At 66.1% G+C, this 18,555-nt stretch carries 21 protein-coding genes; 17 read left to right on the top strand and 4 right to left on the bottom strand.

What is annotated here, in order from left to right; all coding sequences use genetic code 11:
• Nucleotide 1: 1 nt before the first annotated feature.
• The 3 genes from arsB to F1599_RS20815 are packed head-to-tail and all read right to left on the bottom strand — an operon-like array spanning nucleotide 2 to nucleotide 1,920.
• Nucleotides 2-1,087 carry an ACR3 family arsenite efflux transporter gene (gene arsB, locus F1599_RS20825; RefSeq protein ID WP_041104364.1) on the bottom strand — a complete coding sequence of 362 codons (1,086 nt, stop codon included), beginning with the start codon at nucleotides 1,085-1,087 and terminating at the stop codon, nucleotides 2-4.
• A gap of 7 nt (nucleotides 1,088-1,094) precedes the next feature.
• Nucleotides 1,095-1,592, bottom strand: a complete 498-nt coding sequence (locus tag F1599_RS20820) for an arsenate reductase ArsC (protein ID WP_150084319.1) — start codon at nucleotides 1,590-1,592, stop codon at nucleotides 1,095-1,097.
• A gap of 4 nt (nucleotides 1,593-1,596) precedes the next feature.
• Nucleotides 1,597-1,920, bottom strand: a complete 324-nt coding sequence (locus F1599_RS20815; RefSeq protein WP_032958199.1) for an ArsR/SmtB family transcription factor — start codon at nucleotides 1,918-1,920, stop codon at nucleotides 1,597-1,599.
• Nucleotides 1,921-2,565: 645 nt separating this feature from the next.
• Here F1599_RS20815 and F1599_RS20810 point away from each other — a divergent pair.
• The 7 genes from F1599_RS20810 to F1599_RS20780 all read left to right on the top strand — a co-directional run bounded on the left by F1599_RS20810 (nucleotide 2,566) and on the right by F1599_RS20780 (nucleotide 8,200).
• Nucleotides 2,566-3,327 (top strand): hypothetical protein, encoded by a 762-nt coding sequence (locus tag F1599_RS20810; RefSeq protein WP_150084317.1) that lies wholly within the window; start codon nucleotides 2,566-2,568, stop codon nucleotides 3,325-3,327.
• A gap of 110 nt (nucleotides 3,328-3,437) precedes the next feature.
• A complete protein-coding gene (locus tag F1599_RS20805) occupies nucleotides 3,438-3,656 on the top strand; it encodes an AlpA family transcriptional regulator (protein WP_150084315.1) in 219 nt (72 codons plus the stop codon).
• Between the two features lie 40 nt (nucleotides 3,657-3,696).
• Nucleotides 3,697-4,563, top strand: a complete 867-nt coding sequence (locus F1599_RS20800) for a ParA family protein (protein ID WP_024889635.1) — start codon at nucleotides 3,697-3,699, stop codon at nucleotides 4,561-4,563.
• Nucleotides 4,547-4,795, top strand: a complete 249-nt coding sequence (locus F1599_RS20795; RefSeq protein WP_024889634.1) for a hypothetical protein — start codon at nucleotides 4,547-4,549, stop codon at nucleotides 4,793-4,795. Before F1599_RS20800 ends, F1599_RS20795 begins: the two co-directional genes overlap by 17 nt.
• Nucleotides 4,788-6,425, top strand: a complete 1,638-nt coding sequence (locus F1599_RS20790; RefSeq protein WP_032963678.1) for a ParB family protein — start codon at nucleotides 4,788-4,790, stop codon at nucleotides 6,423-6,425. The genes F1599_RS20795 and F1599_RS20790 overlap by 8 nt, the downstream gene beginning before the upstream one ends.
• A gap of 17 nt (nucleotides 6,426-6,442) precedes the next feature.
• Nucleotides 6,443-7,003 carry a DUF2857 domain-containing protein gene (locus F1599_RS20785; RefSeq protein WP_029578160.1) on the top strand — a complete coding sequence of 187 codons (561 nt, stop codon included), beginning with the start codon at nucleotides 6,443-6,445 and terminating at the stop codon, nucleotides 7,001-7,003.
• Nucleotides 7,004-7,006: 3 nt separating this feature from the next.
• Nucleotides 7,007-8,200: an STY4528 family pathogenicity island replication protein gene (locus F1599_RS20780; protein WP_134552249.1), complete on the top strand. Its 1,194-nt coding sequence runs from the start codon at nucleotides 7,007-7,009 to the stop codon at nucleotides 8,198-8,200.
• Nucleotides 8,201-8,251: 51 nt separating this feature from the next.
• Here F1599_RS20780 and F1599_RS20775 read toward each other — a convergent pair whose 3' ends face one another.
• Entirely contained in the window at nucleotides 8,252-9,469 is a 1,218-nt protein-coding gene (locus tag F1599_RS20775) for a phospholipase D family protein (protein ID WP_150084313.1), read from the bottom strand.
• 237 nt (nucleotides 9,470-9,706) lie between these two features.
• Between F1599_RS20775 and F1599_RS20770 the strand changes: the two genes are divergently transcribed.
• From F1599_RS20770 to F1599_RS20720, 10 genes are all read left to right on the top strand, one after another.
• A complete protein-coding gene (locus F1599_RS20770; RefSeq protein WP_108080538.1) occupies nucleotides 9,707-10,495 on the top strand; it encodes a PFL_4669 family integrating conjugative element protein in 789 nt (262 codons plus the stop codon).
• Complete coding sequence (locus F1599_RS20765) at nucleotides 10,492-11,040, top strand: DUF3158 family protein (protein ID WP_124136598.1); 549 nt, start codon at nucleotides 10,492-10,494, stop codon at nucleotides 11,038-11,040. Before F1599_RS20770 ends, F1599_RS20765 begins: the two co-directional genes overlap by 4 nt.
• On the top strand, nucleotides 11,037-11,417 hold the full coding sequence (locus tag F1599_RS20760) for a single-stranded DNA-binding protein (protein WP_134553408.1): 381 nt from the start codon (nucleotides 11,037-11,039) through the stop codon (nucleotides 11,415-11,417). Before F1599_RS20765 ends, F1599_RS20760 begins: the two co-directional genes overlap by 4 nt.
• Before the next feature lie 294 nt (nucleotides 11,418-11,711).
• Nucleotides 11,712-13,727 (top strand): DNA topoisomerase III, encoded by a 2,016-nt coding sequence (locus F1599_RS20755; protein WP_150084311.1) that lies wholly within the window; start codon nucleotides 11,712-11,714, stop codon nucleotides 13,725-13,727.
• A 777-nt stretch (nucleotides 13,728-14,504) separates the two neighbouring features.
• Nucleotides 14,505-14,741, top strand: coding sequence for a hypothetical protein (locus tag F1599_RS20745; RefSeq protein WP_016446173.1), 237 nt, complete (start codon nucleotides 14,505-14,507; stop codon nucleotides 14,739-14,741).
• A 25-nt stretch (nucleotides 14,742-14,766) separates the two neighbouring features.
• Nucleotides 14,767-15,159 (top strand): hypothetical protein, encoded by a 393-nt coding sequence (locus F1599_RS20740; RefSeq protein WP_003141051.1) that lies wholly within the window; start codon nucleotides 14,767-14,769, stop codon nucleotides 15,157-15,159.
• 250 nt (nucleotides 15,160-15,409) lie between these two features.
• Nucleotides 15,410-16,123: a DUF5983 family protein gene (locus tag F1599_RS20735; protein WP_116824695.1), complete on the top strand. Its 714-nt coding sequence runs from the start codon at nucleotides 15,410-15,412 to the stop codon at nucleotides 16,121-16,123.
• Between the two features lie 290 nt (nucleotides 16,124-16,413).
• On the top strand, nucleotides 16,414-17,211 hold the full coding sequence (locus F1599_RS20730) for a GTPase (RefSeq protein WP_150084309.1): 798 nt from the start codon (nucleotides 16,414-16,416) through the stop codon (nucleotides 17,209-17,211).
• A 65-nt stretch (nucleotides 17,212-17,276) separates the two neighbouring features.
• A complete protein-coding gene (locus F1599_RS20725; RefSeq protein ID WP_150084307.1) occupies nucleotides 17,277-17,642 on the top strand; it encodes a DUF3085 domain-containing protein in 366 nt (121 codons plus the stop codon).
• 344 nt (nucleotides 17,643-17,986) lie between these two features.
• Nucleotides 17,987-18,538 carry an STY4534 family ICE replication protein gene (locus F1599_RS20720; RefSeq protein WP_150084305.1) on the top strand — a complete coding sequence of 184 codons (552 nt, stop codon included), beginning with the start codon at nucleotides 17,987-17,989 and terminating at the stop codon, nucleotides 18,536-18,538.
• Nucleotides 18,539-18,555: the final 17 nt, after the last annotated feature.

The raw sequence follows: 18,555 nt of genomic DNA, 5'->3' as shown, positions 1-18,555 counted from the left end.
GTTATCGGGTTGATGGGTTCGGGTCGCCTTCGTACCAGCCGCGAGACCGGTTGACGACACGCACGACCAGCAGCATGACGGGCACTTCGATCAGCACGCCGACCACGGTGGCCAGCGCTGCGCCTGACTGGAAGCCGAACAGGCTGATAGCTGCCGCCACGGCCAGCTCGAAGAAGTTGGACGCGCCGATCAGTGCCGAAGGACAGGCGATGTTGTGCTTCTCACCCACCTTGCGATTGAGCCAGTAGGCCAGCCCGGAGTTGAAGAACACCTGGATGAGGATCGGCACGGCCAGCATGGCGATGACCAGCGGCTGCTGCAGTATGGCCTGGCCCTGGAAGGCGAACAACAGCACCAGCGTGAGCAGCAGCGCCGCGATGGACAGTGGGCCGATACGCTCCAGGGCGCGATCGAACGCGGCCTGGCCTCGCCGCAGTAAGGCGCGACGCCAGACCTGCGCGAGGATGACGGGGATGACGATGTAGAGCGCCACCGACACCAGCAGCGTATCCCACGGCACGGTGATGGCCGACAGGCCCAGCAGCAGGCCGACGATGGGGGCAAAGGCGAACACCATGATGGTGTCGTTCAGCGCCACCTGCGACAGCGTGAACACCGGATCGCCGCCCGTGAGCCGGCTCCAGACGAAGACCATGGCCGTGCAGGGCGCGGCGGCCAGCAGTATCAGGCCGGCGACATAGCTGTCGAGCTGGTCGGCGGGCAGCGCATCGGCGAAGACGTGGCGGATGAAGACCCACGCCAGCAGCGCCATTGAGAACGGCTTGACCGCCCAATTGATGAACAGCGTGACGCCGATGCCACGCCAGTGCTGCTTGACCTGGCCCAGCGCGCCGAAGTCCACCTTGAGCAGCATGGGAATGATCATGACCCAGATCAGCAGGCCCACCGGCAGGTTGACCTGGGCCACTTCCATATGGCCGATGGCCTGGAACACGCCGGACGCGAATTGGCCCAGCGCAATGCCAACAACGATGCACAGGAGAACCCACACCGTCAGATAGCGTTCGAACACACTCATGGTCGGGGTGGCCGGCATGGAGCGGGCCGTTTCAGTCGCTGCGGTCATGGGCGCCTCACTGCTTGCCGATGTCGCGCAGTTCGTGCTGCAAGGACATGGCGTCCAGGCGCTGCAGCGGCAGCGACAGGAACAGCTCGATGCGGCGGCGCAGGGTCAATGCGGCGTCCTTGAAGGCCTTGACTTGTTGCTCTTGGGAGCCTTCGACCGCTGCGGGATCGGGCACGCCCCAATGAGCGGACACCGGCTTGCCGGGCCAGAGCGGGCACGCCTCGCCGGCGGCGTTGTCGCAGACGGTGAAGATGAAATCGAATACCGGAGCGCCCGGTGCCACGAACTCGTCCCAGCTCTTGCTGCGGTAGCCTGCCGTCGGCATGTGCAGCCGCTCCAGCGTAGCGAGTGCCAGCGGATGCACCTCTCCCTTGGGGTGGCTGCCCGCCGAGTACGCGTGAAAGCGCCCCTTGCCCAGTCCGTTGAGGATGCCTTCGGCGAGGATCGAACGGGCCGAGTTGCCCGTGCAGATGAACAGTGCGTTGTAGGTGGTGTCGGTGGTCATGGCATCAGCAGTCGCAGTGGGAGGATTCGGTGACCTCGCACACGCCGCCCTGGCAGCAGTGTTCGGTCAGGTAGCCGAGCAGTCCGTTCATCTGGAAAAAGTCGGCGCGATAGATGAGGTTGCGGCCCTGCTGCTCGATGGTGACGAGGCCGGCATGGGCCAGCTCCTTCAGGTGAAAGGACAGCGTGTTGCGGGCCACGTCCAGTTGCTCGGCCAGCACGCTGGGCGTCCGCCCTTCGGGGCCGGCGATGACCAGGGCGCGGAACACGCGCAGGCGCTGGGCATGGGCCAGGGCACTCAGGGCGCAAACGGCTTGATCTTCTTTCATAGTTCGATATTACAACATTTATTGAATTAATGAGCGAATGCAAGGCAAACCGCCCAGCGTCTCGGCGTTCCGCCGCCGGGTTCGCGGGCCGCGCCCCGCGCTTCGTGCTGAATCGCAGCCATTCGGCATTGACCCCGCCCGCAATGGAACGCTTGCCGCTCTATGACTTGCCGGCGAATCGATGACATTCGCCCGTCATTCTTTGTTGATCTGAAAGAAGACCCGTACCGTCTGGCGTGATGCTTCATCGTTGCCCGTCGCGGCGGCATCGCCGCGCCCGGTGCCACCCGAACCGCGTCTGCTGAAAGACCATCGGCGTCCGACATGCGGGTGATGCCCAGACATGAGGGCGCAGAGACTGAATGCGTCTTTCGCCGCGATGGCATCTGTAGCAAAACCTCACTACCAAGCCTCCCCGTCATGGGCGAGAAACATCTTGAAGCATACCGCCACGCAGAGGCTCGGTGTTGGTGGAGAAGGTGCCACATCGACTGGTTGCTGGGGTGAGCATTGCAGCCATTCGCCGTCACTACAACCTTTCCACAAGCCAAGTCGCCACCGCTCCGCGCCGCGAAGGTGTGGGATGGCGTCGACCAGACCACGAGAAAAGCCGATGTCCTGAACCCGTTCACCAGGGAGTAGCCCATGAGAAAGTCATCTTCTTCCGGCGCCCAAGCCAAGGTCTTCTATCGTCCGATCGAGGCGGCCATCCAGTGGGCGGGGCTGTCACGCTTCGAGCGCCGTATCCTCGATGTCGCCGAGGGGATGAACCGGCTGCCGGAGCACGCTGCACTGGCGCGCTGGCCACAGCTTCGCCTGAACGCGGAACGGATCTACGACGCACTGGTGCATCTCGACCTTCCCTACGGCAAGGATGGCATCACGAGCAACGACCCCGCCTTGCTTGATGACCCCGGCCTCACGATCCGCCATGTCGACCTGAAGGCCTGGATGATCCGCTTCTATCCCGACCAGCGACCGGCCTTTTTGTTCGATGCCTTCGAGCGCCACCTGCATCCGGCCGTCAGTGTCGATGCCGTGCAGGCACTGATCATGGATCGCGAGGCGTTGAAGCTCCAGCTTGCCGACAGGGTGCAGGCCTGGGATGCGCTCTATGCCCAGTTCCAGACGCTCAGCCAGGAGCACCAGGCACGCGCGGAACGCGAGAAGCGCTCCGGGATGCCGGGCGCCCGCAGTGAGTCCACCTACCTGAACATCGTTGGCGGCCTTCTGACCCTGCTGTTGGGCAAGTCGCCCAATGGCGTTCCCTATTCGTCCTTCGAGACGCTGGAATCGGTCATCAGTGCGCTGGTTGCCCACTACGGCGACAAATCCGGAATCAGCGAGCGAACGCTGTGGGCGAAGTTTTCGGCAGCCAAGCGTCATCTCGCTACCCAGGACCGCTGACTGCAAGTGCAGACGGCGTGTCTGCACTTGCGGTGACCGCGCGGGAACCGCGCTATTGAATACGGGGCACTTCCATCACCGCCGCTACACAGCGCCAAGGAGTGTCCCTCGTGATTGCCCAGACCATCGCCACCGCGACGCCGAACGAACACCGCATCCTGCGCCGCGCGGAAGTCGAGGCCAAGACCGGCTTCAAACGCGCCCACATCTACAACCTGATCAAGGAGGGCAAGTTTCCTAAGCCCCTGCGCCTCGGGGTACGCGCCATCGGATGGGATTCGGTGGAGATCGATCAGTGGATCACCGATCGACTCAGGGAGCGGGCGTGAGCCCGCGCCCCCCGGAATCCCTTCCACGAGGAGTCGCACCATGCAGGTGGTATCCATCATTTCGACCAAGGGTGGCGTCGGCAAGACGACCACCGCAGCGAACCTGGGCGGCTTCATCGCCGATGCGGGACTGCGCGTGCTGCTGCTGGACCTGGACGTACAGCCCACCTTGTCGAGCTACTTCACGCTCGGCACGCATGCGCCTGCCGGCATCTATGAGATGCTGGCCTTCAATGAGCAGCGTATCGAGCAATTGGCTTCGCAGACCGCTGTGGCGGGTCTCGACCTGGTGGTGTCGAACGACCATCGCGGCGAACTGAACACACTGCTGCTGCACGCACCCGACGGTCGGCTGCGCCTGCGTCACCTGCTCCCCGCGCTGGCGTCGCACTACGACCTGCTGCTGATCGATACCCAGGGAGCGCGCAGTGTGCTGCTGGAAATGGCGGTACTGGCCTCCAGTCTGGCGCTGTCACCGGTGACGCCGGAAATCCTGGCGGCGCGTGAGCTGAGGCGCGGCACGCTGCAACTGATCGAGGACATCGCTCCGTATCGGCACCTCGGCATCGAGCCGCCACCGCTGCGCTTGCTCATCAACCGTGTGCATCCGGTTTCGTCGAACGCCCGACTGATCCAGCAGGCCCTGCGACAAGTGTTCCAGGCGCACGCTGGCATACAGGTCCTGAGCACCGACGTCCCGGCCATTGAAGCCTACCCACGTGCCGCAACACGGGGGCTGCCAGTGCATCGCGTCGAATACCGGCAACCAGTGGGCCGTACTGCGCCTGCGGCGTTGGAGACGATGCGTGCGCTGGCTGGCGAGCTGTTCCCGGCATGGCGGGAGCGCTTTGCATGCGTTACCGGCAGAGGCCGCGCAGGAGGAGCCAGTCATGGCGATCGCGCATGAACTGGCCCGCGGCCATGCGCGGCTACGCGCGCTGATCGAGTTCGCGCTGGGCGAAGGTTGGCACGTGAAACGCACGCGCGGCGGGCACCTGATGTTCACCAAGCCCGGCTGCGCCGCGATCTATACCAGCTCGACTGCGAGCGATCACCGCGCCAGCCGCAACGCACGCGCGCAGCTTCGCCGCGCCGATCGACAGGCACTGACGGCATCTCGGGAGAGCAGCGATGGCTGATCCGACGCCGCAGGACATGGCCACCAAGCTGCTGGCCAAGGGCTTCGAACGCAACGGTCCTTCGGCCGCGGCGTTGACCGACCCCATCGCCGACACACCGATGGTGGTGACGCTGGACGAGCTGCGCCCCTATGAACATGACCCACGCGTGACGCGCAACCCGGCCTACGAGGAAATCAAGACCTCGATCCGCGAGCGCGGGCTGGACGCACCGCCCGCGATCACGCGCCGGCCGGGCGAGGCGCACTACATCATCAGGAACGGTGGCAATACGCGGCTGGCGATCCTGCGCGAATTGTGGAGCGAAACCAAGGAAGAACGCTTCTTCCGCATCGCGTGCCTGTTCCGCCCGTGGCCGGCGCGCGGCGAAATCGTGGCGCTGACCGGGCATCTGGCCGAGAACGAGCTGCGTGGCGGGCTGACCTTCATCGAGCGGGCGTTGGGCATCGAGAAGGCGCGCGAGTTCTACGAGCAGGAAAGCGGCCAGGCACTGTCGCAGAGCGAACTCGCGCGGCGGCTGACTGCCGACGGTTATCCGGTGCCGCAGTCGCACATCAGCCGCATGAACGATGCGGTGCGCTACCTGCTGCCGGCGATCCCGACGCTGTTGTACGGCGGACTGGGCCGGCATCAGGTGGACCGGCTCGCGGTGCTGCGCAAGGCGTGCGAGCGCACCTGGGAGCGGCGTGCGCTGGGCCGCACCGTGGCCGTGGACTTCGCCACCTTGTTTCAGGACGTGCTGACGCAGTTCGACACACAACCGGACGACTTCTCGCCACAGCGGGTGCAGGACGAACTGGTGGGCCAGATGGCCGAGCTGCTGGAGGCGGACTACGACACGCTGGCGCTGGAGATCGACGACAGCGAAAGCCGCCAGCGTGCGCTGACCAGCGAACCGGCGCCTGTCGTGCCTGCTGCTCCTTCCGCACCGGTCTCCGCGCCTCAGCAGCCACCCGTGTCGTCCGGTCCGCGCGACACCACGCCGGTCTCGCCTGCGGCGTCAGCAGCGCCACCGCCTGCATCGCCCGAAGCGCCGCAGGACCAGCACGGACAACGCGACGAGCGCCTGCAAGGGCACATCGTGACACCGGCACCGACCACCGAGCGCCTGCAGTCCATCCAGCGGATGGTCGCCGACCAGCTCGGCGACAAGCTGCCCGACTTCGAGGCCGATGCGCTGCGTGCGATCCCCGTGCAGGCGGGCGGGCTCTATCCCATCTCGGACGTCTGGTACATCGAGCCGAGCTTGGACGTGCCGGATCGCCTGCGTGTGCACATCGCGCAGTTCGCGCGCGAAATCGGCGAGGAAGCGGCGGTCGCCGACCACATCGAGGCCAGCGTCGGCGGCATCGGCTTCGTCTGCGCGGCGCCGGTTGTGGGCCAGGCGAAGGCGCTGCCGGCGTTCGCGCGGGCGGTGCTGACCCTGCTGCATGTGCTGAGTGCGGCGCCGCCCTCCGCGAACGGAGTGGACCGCGCGCGGCTGGCCGACGAGCTGGCTGCGCTGCTGCATGGCCATGGCGGCTCGGCTACACGCCTGAGCGATGCTGCGCTGGTGAAGCTGTTCCGTCTGCTGCGCCTGGCGCGCCGGCTGCTGGATCTGGAAGCCGGCGTAGCGAGCCAGGATTCCTGAGCGCAGGAGGCTTCCGCATGTCGGCACCGCACCCACTCAACCAAGCCGTGATCGCCCAGGCCCTGCATGACTTGCGCAACGGCCAGTTGCGCCGCTGCAAGGCCATGGGCTTCGGCGAGGAAGAGCTGGATGCGCTGAAGCACCCCGAACTCGTGAGCATGCTGGTGAATGCCACGGTATCGTGGTGTTCGGTGTCGGTGAACCGGGATGTGTTGAAGCGGCTGCTGAGCCAGATGCACGACGTGGAGCGGGAGATCGCCACGGTGGACCGCATGCTGCGCCTGGGAGCGAGCACGGAGATGGTCAGCAAGTTCTACGGCCTCACGCATCAGGAAGTGGCGCTGCGCCGCGACATCCTTGGGCTGCCCAAGCGCAAGGGCCGGCATCCGGTGCTCGACGAGGCACAGGACGTGACCTTGTGGGAGCGCTGGAAGGCCGGCGTCACCGAGCGCCATATCGCCCTGTCCGACGACATGGCGATGCTGGCGCTGACCATGGACCTGGCCGAGGCGTTGAGCCTGCCGATGTCGGTGGTGTGGGCGGCGATACGGAACTGGATCGACCAGGGGCTGGTGTAGGCCATGACCACGGGCGGCGCACCACGGCGCGAAGGCCCCGTTGCGCTGTCCGCGCTCTTCGACGAGGCCCTGCAGCACCTGCAGCCAGCGCAGGGAACGGCGCCGGCCGCCGACGGTTTCCTCTACAGCGGCAACCGGCACGAGAGCGTGCCGCGCGCGCTGTTCCTCGACCGGCGCCTGACGCCGCTGGAGCGCAATGCCTGGCAGGTGTTCCGCCTGCAGCTCAACGACGACGGCGTGACCGCCTTTCCCACCTACGACCAACTCCGCCCCTATCTGGCGTCCATGCCCTGTGCGGCGCAAGCCTCGCACGAGACCGTGGCGCGCGCCTTGACGCTGCTGCGGCTGACGCGCTGGCTCAGCCTGGTGCGGCGGCGGCGCGATCCCAAGACCGGCCGCATCCAGGGGAACCTCTACGTGCTGCACGACGAACCGCTGTCGCCCTTCGAGGCGATGCAGCTCGACCCCGACTATCTGGGCCTGGTGAGCCAAGCGCTCACGCACGCGGCGAAGGCGGTGCAGGTCGTGGGCATGAACACGCTGCGGGAGATCGCTGAAGACCCGCTGCTCAGCGGGCGCACGCTGCCGACCCGCTTGCAGGTGCTCGCGCAGCGCATGGTGCGGCATGGCTGGACGACGCCAGGTTATCCACAGGAGGGAGCGGACCACGAATCCGAAGAAGGCCAGGAAGCCCTGCTTCGGAATGGCGCACGCCCGTCTTCGGAATCCGAAGCAGGGCCGAAACCCGCGCCGGATGGCTCTCTTCGGATTCCGAAGGAGGACCGTACAGTACGTAATGATCGTATAAATGAAGTACGTACAGTACCGCGCGCGAGGGCCTTGCAGAACCTGCGGCTGCCGGAGCGTTTCCTGCGCTTGAAGGACGAACAGCAGGCCGGCGCGCTGGTGGCGCTGCAGCAGGTGGACGAAGCGCAGCGGCAGGCCGTTCTCGACGAGTGGGCGGCACGCTGCCACAACAGCGCGGTGCGCAACCCGGCCGGCTACCTGTTCGGCATCATCCAGAAGGCGATCCGCGGAGAGTTCAAGGCGTGGGCGGGCACCGACGCAGCAGCGCCGCTCGCGCCGCGAGCTGCGGGGCCCGCGTCATCGTCGTCGCCTTCGGCCTCCCGCCCAGCCGACCCCGAGGTGGCGCGCGCCTACCTCGCACGGCTGCGTTCAGCCTTGCGCGATCCCTGAGCTATCCCCAGGGGATAGACGGAACAGGTCGCCTTCCGTGGGGTGATCCGGTCAGGTCGCGGCTTCGTCTTCTTCCGTTTCCCGCCAATAGGCGTAGTTGAACAGTGCATCCAGCTCCGTGAAGTCGTCCAGGCCCAACGATCGTCTGACCGTATCGGCATGCCCGCAGTACCTTGCGTAGCTTTCCGCACTGACGTTCTGCTTGGTTGGATGCAGTGGGTAGTCCCGGATGCCGGCGAGCGCCAGTCCCGACACCGCGTTCTGGTTCATCACGGCGAACCGCTTGTTGTCCAGCGCGTGCAGAATCTCAGTCAGCAGGTTGATGCCTGCTCCGGTGATGGCGCCGAAATGTCCATGTAGAACGGTAAACGCTTCGGCAGGCGAGAGGTTGCGCCGGTCAAGGATGTCCGCCACTGCGGCCACGAACTGCCCTGGGTGGTTGGCGATCCGGCTCTTGCTGCGGTGCAGCCCGCCGGAATGGAACAGGCCGATCAGCGCGTCGTAGTTACTCGGAAAGTCCCGCCTGGCATTGCTGCTCAGGGCCGCCAGCTCTGCCAGCCTGCGTCTTGCCTGGCGCAGGTTTCCCTTGCGGCCGTTCTTCTGCGCAGTGAATCCATGCGCTGAATCGTCGCTTTTCATCAGCTCCAGGAGGTCGGCCAGGATCGTGAAGTCCGACCCCTTGGTTCGGCTCGCCTTCTGCGCGCGCTTCTTGGCCACCTTCCGGCAAGTGTCGTGGATGATGTATTCCCGCTCGTAGGCATCAATCCGGGGCTTGGTCGCTGGCACGAGAATCCTGTCCGCGACCAGCGCATCGAGGTGTCGCGTGACAGATGCCATCAGCGCGCCGCTCGCGTCGTCGATGAGGGCCGATGCCTCGTAGTTTCCGTAGAAGCCTCCGTGGGTGAGGTTGGCCGAGCCGACGATCACCGAGCATTGCTTGCCATTCTGGAAGGCGTAGATCTTCGGGTGGAAGGTGTCGCTGGCGTTGCTGAGGTACAGGACGAGCGCGTGCTTCTCGGCGAGCGCAAAGAGCTGTCGGAGTGCTTCGGGTTCGGTCAGGTAGAAGTCCAGACCTATCGCAAACCTGGCCTTCAATCCGCTTTCCAGCGCCTTGCGCAAGGGCTTCAACAAGTCGCCGAGGGCCGAGGTCTTCGCGAACGCCACCAGGCATTCCAGGCGTTCCGCCCGCTTCAGCAGCTTCTCGACCACGTGGCCGTGCCCGTGCTCTTCCTCGTTCAACAGCAACTGAACGGCTTTCCCATCCTGCATGTTTTCCCCTCGTTCTTCTGCGCAGCAACCCCAGGTGCGATGCGCCCCCAGTCATTGTCATGGTTCAAGCCCCGACATCAAGCATTGGTGGCTCAAGACCTATCCCCAGGGGATAGCCGGCACACACAGCCTTCCGTGCGGAACAAACCGGGCGCGCATGGGCTGCGGTTTGTTGACTGACGGCCTTCCGGCCGATGCCGATGCTGGCGACTCGCCCCTTCACCGCGAGTCGCTCCCATGGCCAACGAACGCACAGAACCCCTGCAACTGAATCTCGGATCGCTGCGCAGCGCGATGTCGCTGACGCTGCACACGCACCACGCCTCGCGCATCTGGCACGGCCGCGCGCCGACCGAGGGGCGCCCAGGCATCATCGGTCTCAACGGCTTCATCGGCGCCATGAACAAGATGAAGCGCGGCGCCGAGCAGGACGACCCCTACTCGGACTGGTGGATGCTGCGGATCGAGGACAAGCTCGCCGACACCAAGACCCGTCTGCAGACCCTGCGCGAACAGGTGGATCAGGCCTTGGCCGACGTGCCAGCGGCGCTGTCCCTGGGCGAGAACATGAACATGCAGCCGGTTAAGCTGCCGCTGTTCGTGAACGCCCAGCTCGGCTTCATGGCGGTGTACCTGCTGGCCGACTACGACGACCTGGCACGCAAACTCATCCTGGCGCACCACACGGCGCTGATCGACCGCAGCACCTTGGAGCGCTGGCTCAATGATGGTGCGCACGCGCTGCGCAGCCTGTTCTCACTGGCCCAGCAGTACCGCTACTCGGGCACGACGCGCGACGACTTCGCGGCGAAGAACGCCGCGGCGCGAGCGGCGCTGGAGAAGTTCGGCGAGCTGCCGCAGGACGTGCTGGAAGGCACGCGCCGCTCGCGTTTCGCGCCACCCATCGCGCGGCGGACGACCAAGCCCGGCACGCCGCCTGCTGCGCCCGCCATCAAGCCCGATACGCCGGCTCCCACGGGTGGCGCAGCCGATGGTGCGACGGGCAATGAGGGTGCTGGCGCATGACAGCATCGCCCCCCATCAGCCACTCCACGCGCTTCGTGGCGCTGGAACAGGCGGACTTCCAGCGGCTGGAACACGCAGGCTACCTAAAAGGCCTTTTACAGCCCTTTAAGGGTAAGGGGAGTCTGGAGACCTGGGCCAGCCAGTGCGCAGCGCTGCGCGACGGCGTGATTGGCCTGGCGCAGCGGCGCGTGCTGCCCCAGGCGCGCGCCTATCCCTTCAGCCTGCTCGACGTGCAACTGGCCCAGCAGGCCACTGGCGCAGGGACGACCTTCCTGCGCTGGCGCAACCTCGACCGTTCCTCCATGGGCGTGGCGTTGTGGGAGGCCCTGCTGGCCAACCCCGCGACGCCGGCCTCGCTGATCGACGAGCTGTACGCGATCGAACTGCAGCGCATCGTGCTGAACATGCAGATCAGCCTGACCCACAGCATCGCTCGCCAAGCCCTGGAATGCGCCAACAAGGCCGCGCAGGCCGAAGCGGCTTACCTGCGGCGCGTCCACGGGCATACCGCGTCCGTTCCACCCACCACCAAGGAGTCACCATGAGCACGCACTTCGTCGGCGAGGGCAACATCGGTTCTGCGCCGGACTACCGCGAATTTCCGAACGGCAACGACGAGCCGCGCCGGCTGCTGCGCCTGAACGTCTACTTCGACAATCCAGTGCCGACGAAGGACGGCTACGAAGACCGCGGCGGCTATTGGGCGCCCGTGGAGCTGTGGCACCGCGACGCCGAGCACTGGAAGACGCTGTACCAGAAAGGCATGCGGGTGCTGGTCGAGGGCCGCACCGTGCGCGACGAATGGGAGGACGCCGACGAGAACGAGCGCGTGACTTTCAAGGTCGAGGCGCGGCGCGTGGGCATCCTGCCGTACCGCATCGAGTCGGTGGCGCTCAGCGCCAAGCCGGCCGGCGGACAGTAATTCGCCCATCGCCGTTCCCCCGAGGGCGGCTGTAGCAACCGTCATACGCCCGCGATGCACCAGCGAGCTATCCCCAGGGGATAGTTCCAAGGTCGTCCACAGCGTCCCAGCCGCGCTCCCGAAACGACGCTCTTGCTGTGCCAGCTCCTGCGGTCTATGCGCACCGCTGCGGCAACGGACCGCCTGCCGATCACAAAGCGGTGTCTGCACCAATCAGCTTCCTTGCTGACGGCATCTCCTGGCCCCGCCAAGCTGACGCCCATCCGATGAACCGCACATTTCCAAGGAGGCTTCATGCGCGTGTTCCTGTGCGAGAAGCCGTCCCAGGGCAAGGACATCGCCCGTGTGCTGGGTGCCAGTCAACGCGGTAATGGCTGCTACAGCGGCGCGGGTGTCGTCGTGACCTGGTGCATCGGTCATCTGGTGGAGGCGGTTCCACCCGAAGGCTACGGTGAGCAATACAAGCGCTGGGCCATCGAGCAACTGCCCATTCTTCCTGAGCGTTGGCGTGTCGAGCCCAAGGCGGCGACCGCAGCGCAATTCAAGGTCGTGCAGCAGCTCGTCGCCAAGGCGGGCGAGCTGGTGATTGCGACCGACGCCGACCGCGAGGGCGAGATGATCGCCCGTGAGATCATCGAGCTATGCGGCTACTGCGGGCCGATTCAGCGTCTGTGGCTGTCGGCGCTCAACGATGCGTCCATCCGCAAGGCGCTGGGTGCGCTCAAGCCGTCCGCCGAGACGCTGCCGCTGTACTACTCGGCCCTGGCCCGCTCGCGTGCCGACTGGCTGATCGGCATGAACCTGAGCCGGCTGTTTACGCTTCTAGGTCGGCAGGCCGGCTACACCGGCGTGCTGTCGGTGGGGCGCGTGCAGACGCCGACGCTGAAGTTGGTGGTGGATCGTGATCGCGAGATCGCGCGCTTCGTCTCTGTGCCGTATTGGGCCGTGGACGTGCTGCTATCCCATGCCGGCCGGTCCTTCACCGCGAGCTGGATACCGCCCGAAGGCAGCACGGATGCAGCGGGTCGCTGCCTTCAGCAGCCGGTGGCGCAGCAGGCTGCGGATTGCATTCGCGCCGCACGCGATGCGCAGGTCGTGTCAGTGGACACCGAGCGCGTGCGCGAGGCACCGCCGCTGCCGTTCGACCTGGGCACGCTGCAGGAGGTGTGCTCCAAGCAGTTGGGCCTCGACGTGCAGGAGACGCTGGACATTGCCCAGGCGCTGTACGAGACGCACAAGGCGACAACGTACCCGCGCTCCGATTCGGGCTACCTGCCCGAGAGCATGCTGGCCGAGGTGCCGACCGTACTCGACAGCCTGGTCAAGACCGACCCCAGCCTGCGGCCGCTGATCGAGCGCCTGGATCGCCAACAGCGTTCGCGTGCGTGGAACGACGGCAAGGTATCGGCTCACCACGGCATCATCCCGACGCTGGAGCCCGCCAACCTGTCGGCCATGAACGAGAAGGAGCTGGCCGTCTACCGGCTGATCCGCGCCCATTACCTCGCGCAGTTCCTCCCGCACCATGAGTTCGACCGGACGGTGGCGCAGTTCTCGTGCGGCAGTCAGTCGCTGGTGGCCGTGGGCAAGCAGATCGCCGTCATCGGCTGGCGTGAGGTGCTGGCGACGCCGGGGCCGGACGATGCCGGTGGCGAGGATGCGCAGCGCAGCCAGGTGCTGCCCGCCCTGCATGCGGGCCTGTCCTGCCCGGTCGGAAAGGTGGATCTCAAGGCGCTGAAGACGCTGCCGCCCAAACCCTACACGCAGGGCGAGCTGATCAAGGCCATGAAGACCGTCGCCAAGTTCGTGACCGACCCGCGCCTGAAACAGAAGCTGCGCGATACCACCGGCATCGGCACCGAGGCGACACGCGCCAACATCATCAACGGTCTGATCGGTCGCGGCTACCTGGTCAAGAAAGGCCGCGCCGTCCGCGCTTCCGACGCGGCATTCACGCTCATCGACGCGGTGCCCTCGGCCATCGCCGACCCCGGCACCACGGCGGTGTGGGAGCAGGCGCTCGACATGATCGAGGCCGGCCAGATGGCGCTGGACACCTTCATCGAGAAGCAGTCCGTGTGGGTCGGCCAGCTCGTGCAGCAGTATCGCGGCGCAACGCTCTCGCTCAAGCTGCCGCCGGCGCCGGCCTGCCCGCAGTGCGGCGCACCGATGCAGCAGCGCACGGGCAAGAGCGGCGCGTTCTGGTCCTGCTCGCGCTACCCGGACTGCAAGGGCACGTTGCCGATCGAGTCCCCGACGGGCCGGCGCAGCGCACCGCGCAAGCGGCGCGCTGCCTCCAAGGTGTCCTGATCCTCGCTTCCCCCTGCCGCGCCGGCCACTTCACTGGCGGCGAGGCAAACGTCCCGCACCGCGCGGGACTCCAAAGCGCGCGTCTCCTTCTGCAACGGTGTGCGCGCCCCGTCTGCCCGCCATCGGGCGACGGGCGAGAAGGTCATTGCTCCACGAATCGCGCCCGCCGCCATTCCCTTGATCGGTGTGCCTTGCCTCCGTCATGAGGGGCTTCCTGACGCCTTGCCGCCGCGCGAGCCGTGAGGAGGCCCCTTGGGCTGAGGGTATTCCGTGCCGGTGCCCGCCGGCGGAACAACGGGCTCCCTTTGTGCGCGTATGCGTGCCAAAGGTTTCCGGCCCCAGCCACGAAACGGGCCGGGTGCGATTGCTGACGCAGCGAACGGCTTTGACGACGGCCCGCGCTGACGCAGCCCACAGGTGGTTTTCCTTCCTCTCCAGCCGAAGGTCCGCGTGGCCTTCGGCGCCCTGGTCCTTGCCTTGTCCCGTGACGCGGGCCTGCCTAAAGCGGGCCGTCCGCGATTCGGTTTTCCTTGCGACGACAGCCATGCTGCGCGCCCATCCTCACGCCATGCGTTGCTGACAGTCGTCAGCGGCATGCCCTGGCAGTCCCGGTCTTCAAGACTGCAACGCGGTTCGCCGCGTCGACCGATCCAGTCCGCTTCGCATCGCCCACCGCGGACGCTCGCCGGCCTGGCGACGATGCACTTTTCTCAACCACCCGAGGGGAACCCCATCCCCTGCGGGATGCGTGCTCCCCGACCCACCAAGGAGCACGGCATGTCTGAACCTTCCGCATCTTCCTCTGCAACCGCAGTGCGCAGTGGTGCGCTGGCGCTGACCTGGACCGGCAAGCGTTTGCCGCTACAGGTGCTGCGCAGCGCGGCCGGCCACTACATCGGCACACAAGACGACGAAGGACCGGTATCGCGGGAGTCCGTCGAGTATTTCCCGACCCACCTCGCAGCACAGCGCGCCCTGGATACCCATGCCTGGACACAGCGCGCTCACCCCTGATTCCCACCCTTCAAGGAGTTCTCTCATGAATCTGTCTTTACCCGAAGACGTGCTCGATCAGATGGCGCTGGAACAGGCGCACTTCGACGCTGCACCGCAGGCCTTCTTCGAGGCCTGGAAGCGCGGCGCGCAGATCGCCGGCCACGAGTGGTTCGGCGACGGCACACGCGAAGGTCTGCAGCGTGCCACCACCAAGTGGGACCTGCGGCCCAACATGCTGATGCTCAACGACGCCCTGGGCGTGCTGAGCAGCGGTCAACGCATGTTCCTGTCCGCGATGGTGAGCTTCTACAACTCCCGCGAGGGCGGCGCGATGCTCAAGCGTTGCGGCTTCGAGGGGCTGTCCGACTTCGGCGGCCTCGATCTGGAACGGCGCCAGGTCATCGCTGACCTCACGCTGCACTACAACGGCTGGTGAGCCGCGCCTGGCAACCCACCGTCTTTTCATCCCACCCCACGAGGGACATGCGTCCTCGTTCGGGGCCATGTCCCTCCTTCTTTTCGCAGGAGCGGCCATGTCCCGAATCACCATCTTCCACTGACCTGCACCGCCCGCCACCAGGGCGGCCCGACGCCGCGGCCGGCTAACCGGTTGCCACTTCATCCACTCGCTGGGGTTCAATCCCCGGCAGGGGATTGCCTCGGCCATCCTCTGCTGGAGGAATCCCATGTCCCATTCCAACAATCCCTTCGCCCGCGGCTACGATGGCCTGTCCGTGCAGCGGCTGCTGGCGATTTCCTACGACGACTGCCCGCTGAGCTATCTGCCGCTGCACGTCTCGCAGTCGCACCTGCCGGACAGCCAGGTCGAGCGCCATGCCTGCGTCTTCTGCGACGACTTCGCGCTGATCACCGAGGGCCAGAACGTGCCGCCCGAGCTGGACGCGCAGTGCCCCAGCCACGGTATCGCCCGAAACCTCGTCTACGCCGTCATGGCCGAAGAAGCCGGCCAGCCGCTGCACGTCGGCGATACCTACTCCGAGGAAGCCGCGCGCGAGGTGGTACGCCGCCTGCGCTTCGAGACCGGGTTCTACAGCCGTGCCTGGGAAATCAGTTCGGCGCACATCACCGAGGAGGCCGGTCGCTTCCTCGCCGAACTGGCGGACATCGCCACGCCGAGCGGTTTCCTGTTCGTGGCCTTCCGCATTCCCTACAGCCCGGCGGTCGGCGTGAAGCTGATCGCCACGCCCTGGACGGATGCGAACCTGCAGCATGTCGAGGGCATCACCGCCGAAGAGCTGCGGCAGGAGCACCGGGCCAAGGGCGTGCCGGAGTCCCTCGTGGAAGTGTTGCACCTGGCTGCGCTCGCCGACGTTCGCATGTTGGTGTTCGATGCCGACGCGCCCGTGCTGGACGGGCTGACGCTCTACGACGACGAGTAACCCGCAACCCATTCGAGCCCCCACGTCGGGGCTCTTCTTTTTCGCGGAACGCGGTGCCGGCGCATTGCCGATTCCCAACGGACGGTCGCCGCCATGTGCCGCACGCTGGCCGCATGTTCGCTGGCGTTGCCGGCAGCATGCCCAGGCAGTCGAGACCTTCAAGACTGCGGCGCGGTTCGCCGTGCTGGTTGCTTCGTTCTCCGGGCGCACCCGCGTCCATCCACCTCACCCTCAAGGGACAGACCTCCCTTGCGGGCGGGAGTCCCTTGGTTGCCACAAGGAGTCTCCCCATGGATACCCAAGCCATCCGCGCACAGATGCCGACGCTCGTTGTCGGTCATGTGCCTTCCAACGTCCGTTCGTTCAAATTCAACATCTTCGACGGCCAGCCCAAGGTTTCGACGCTGGGCTTTCACATCGACCCGAAGCCTTTCGAGGGCAAGGTCATCGCCACCACCGACGAGGCCATCGTCGTCAAGACGGGACGAGCCGAGTTCGCGGTGCTCGATCGTACGCTCGTGACCGAAGTGCCCGACGAGGGCGCCAAGGTGCAGGTCGAACCCTATGTCAGACGCCGCTTCGACGGTCAGCGGGCGGACACGCCCGAGGAGCAGACCGAGTTCACCGCCGACGGCCAGCCCTACACGGTGAAGCGGTTCGTGCTCGGTTCCGCACCGGCGAAGCTGCCGATCCCCGAGCCGCGCTGCCCCGAGCTGCAGGAACTGATCGTCCAACTGGAGCAGTTGCCCGCTCCCGATGGTTTCCGGCGCATCACCCACCTGTTGGTGGATGCCGGTGCGCGGGACATCACCTGGGTCGATCCGCTGCCTGCCGACATCATCCGCACGCCACCGGCCATCGGCTTCACCGTCGACACGATGAAGTTCCAGGGTCGCGTCACCGTGCTGTATGAGCGTGGCCTCGACCTCTACGCGGTGGAGCTGCGCCGCGACGGCGAGCTGGTCGAACGGGTCGATGAGGTGTTCTTCGACACCCTCGGCGAGACGCTGGAACGGCTGATTGACGACGGGAGCTGGAGGCGCATCCGCGTGCAGTGCCTGTCGAGTCGCAAGGCTGTCCGGCACTGACCTCTCAGCAGCTTCCCGCCCTCGCGGCGGGAAGCTTCTTTTCCTGCCCCCTGGAGATCACACCCATGACTGTTCGATTCAAAGGCACGGAGCTGCGGCCCGTGCTCGCCGAAGCGGTGGCGAATCAATGCCGCGTCATCCTGGTCAAGGATCAGGGCGTGTACTTCCTGGCCGAGCGCGGCGAGCGCCGACCCGATGGTCGCCAGAAGACCATCGCCTATGCCGCCGGCTGCAACCCGGATGTCGATGGCTTCGACGACTGGTGGGAACTGGCGCGTGCCGAGTTCGGCGGCGATGACTTTGGCGAGTTCTTCGATCCGCAGGAGGGCGTGTTTGCGCGCATCCTGCGCAGCGAGGACGACCTCGACGTGTCCGCTACCACGACACACCTGTCGCTGCAGGCGGTTCCTCCCACGCCCAGCGGTAGCTGACCGCCCATCCCTGGCCCCCGCTCCGGGAGCCTCTTTCTTCCCGGCAATGTGGACAGCCGCGAGTGCCGATTGCCGCTCGCCTGCGCGCCATCCCGGCGCCACGCTTCCGGCCATGTTCCGCTGACGTCCGTCAGCGACATGCCCAGGCAGCCACGATCTTCAAGGCTGCGACGCGGTTCCGACCGCGTTGATCACCCCAGTTCGCACCGGCATCCATGCGCGAACGGCCATCGGTTCTCGATGGCGATGCCACCAAGCTGTTCCATCAACCCACGCGGGGGTTCCACACCTTCCCCGCCTTGGGTCGGGTGTGTCTCCGCCTCATTGTTCCCAGGAGATTCACCATGACCACTTCCAACGAAAAATCCTACTTCGATCTGCACATCACCGGCCTCGGGTACCTCAATCGCATCCGCGAAGTGAAGCCCAAGAAAGGCGATGCGTTCCTGGCCTGCGACATCGCAGCCCTGAACGGTCCCAGCGACGACGTCTCGTATGTGCGTTTCGACACGCGCGTATCGGGTTCGGAAGCGCAGCACCTGGTGCGCCGCTGCATTCAGGCGGTCGACGCCGAGAAGAAGGTGATGATTGGCTTCCGCATGGGCGACCTGTGGACCGACACCTTCACCTACTCCAAGGGCAAGCGTGCCGGCGAGCAGGGGGTGAGCCTCAAGGCCCGCCTGCTGTTCGTCAGTTGGATCAAGGTCGACGGCAAGCTCGTCTACAAGGCCGAGCCCAAGCCGACCGAGACCGACGAGCGGGACCCGGAAGTCCCTGTGACGTCCGACGCGCCCGCCGCGCAGCAAGCCTCGGCACCGGAGCCTTCCAGGCCCGTCGCCGATGCTGCCGACGACGCTGCCGATGCCCCCGCATTGGCCGTTGCCGAGTCGTTCTGATCCGCAAGGCCCCATCC

Origin of the sequence: Cupriavidus cauae, assembly GCF_008632125.1 — a bacterium.
Lineage (GTDB): Bacteria > Pseudomonadota > Gammaproteobacteria > Burkholderiales > Burkholderiaceae > Cupriavidus > Cupriavidus cauae.
The sequence above is the reverse complement of the archived record's forward strand: the minus strand, read 5'-3'. Positions and strand labels throughout refer to the sequence as shown.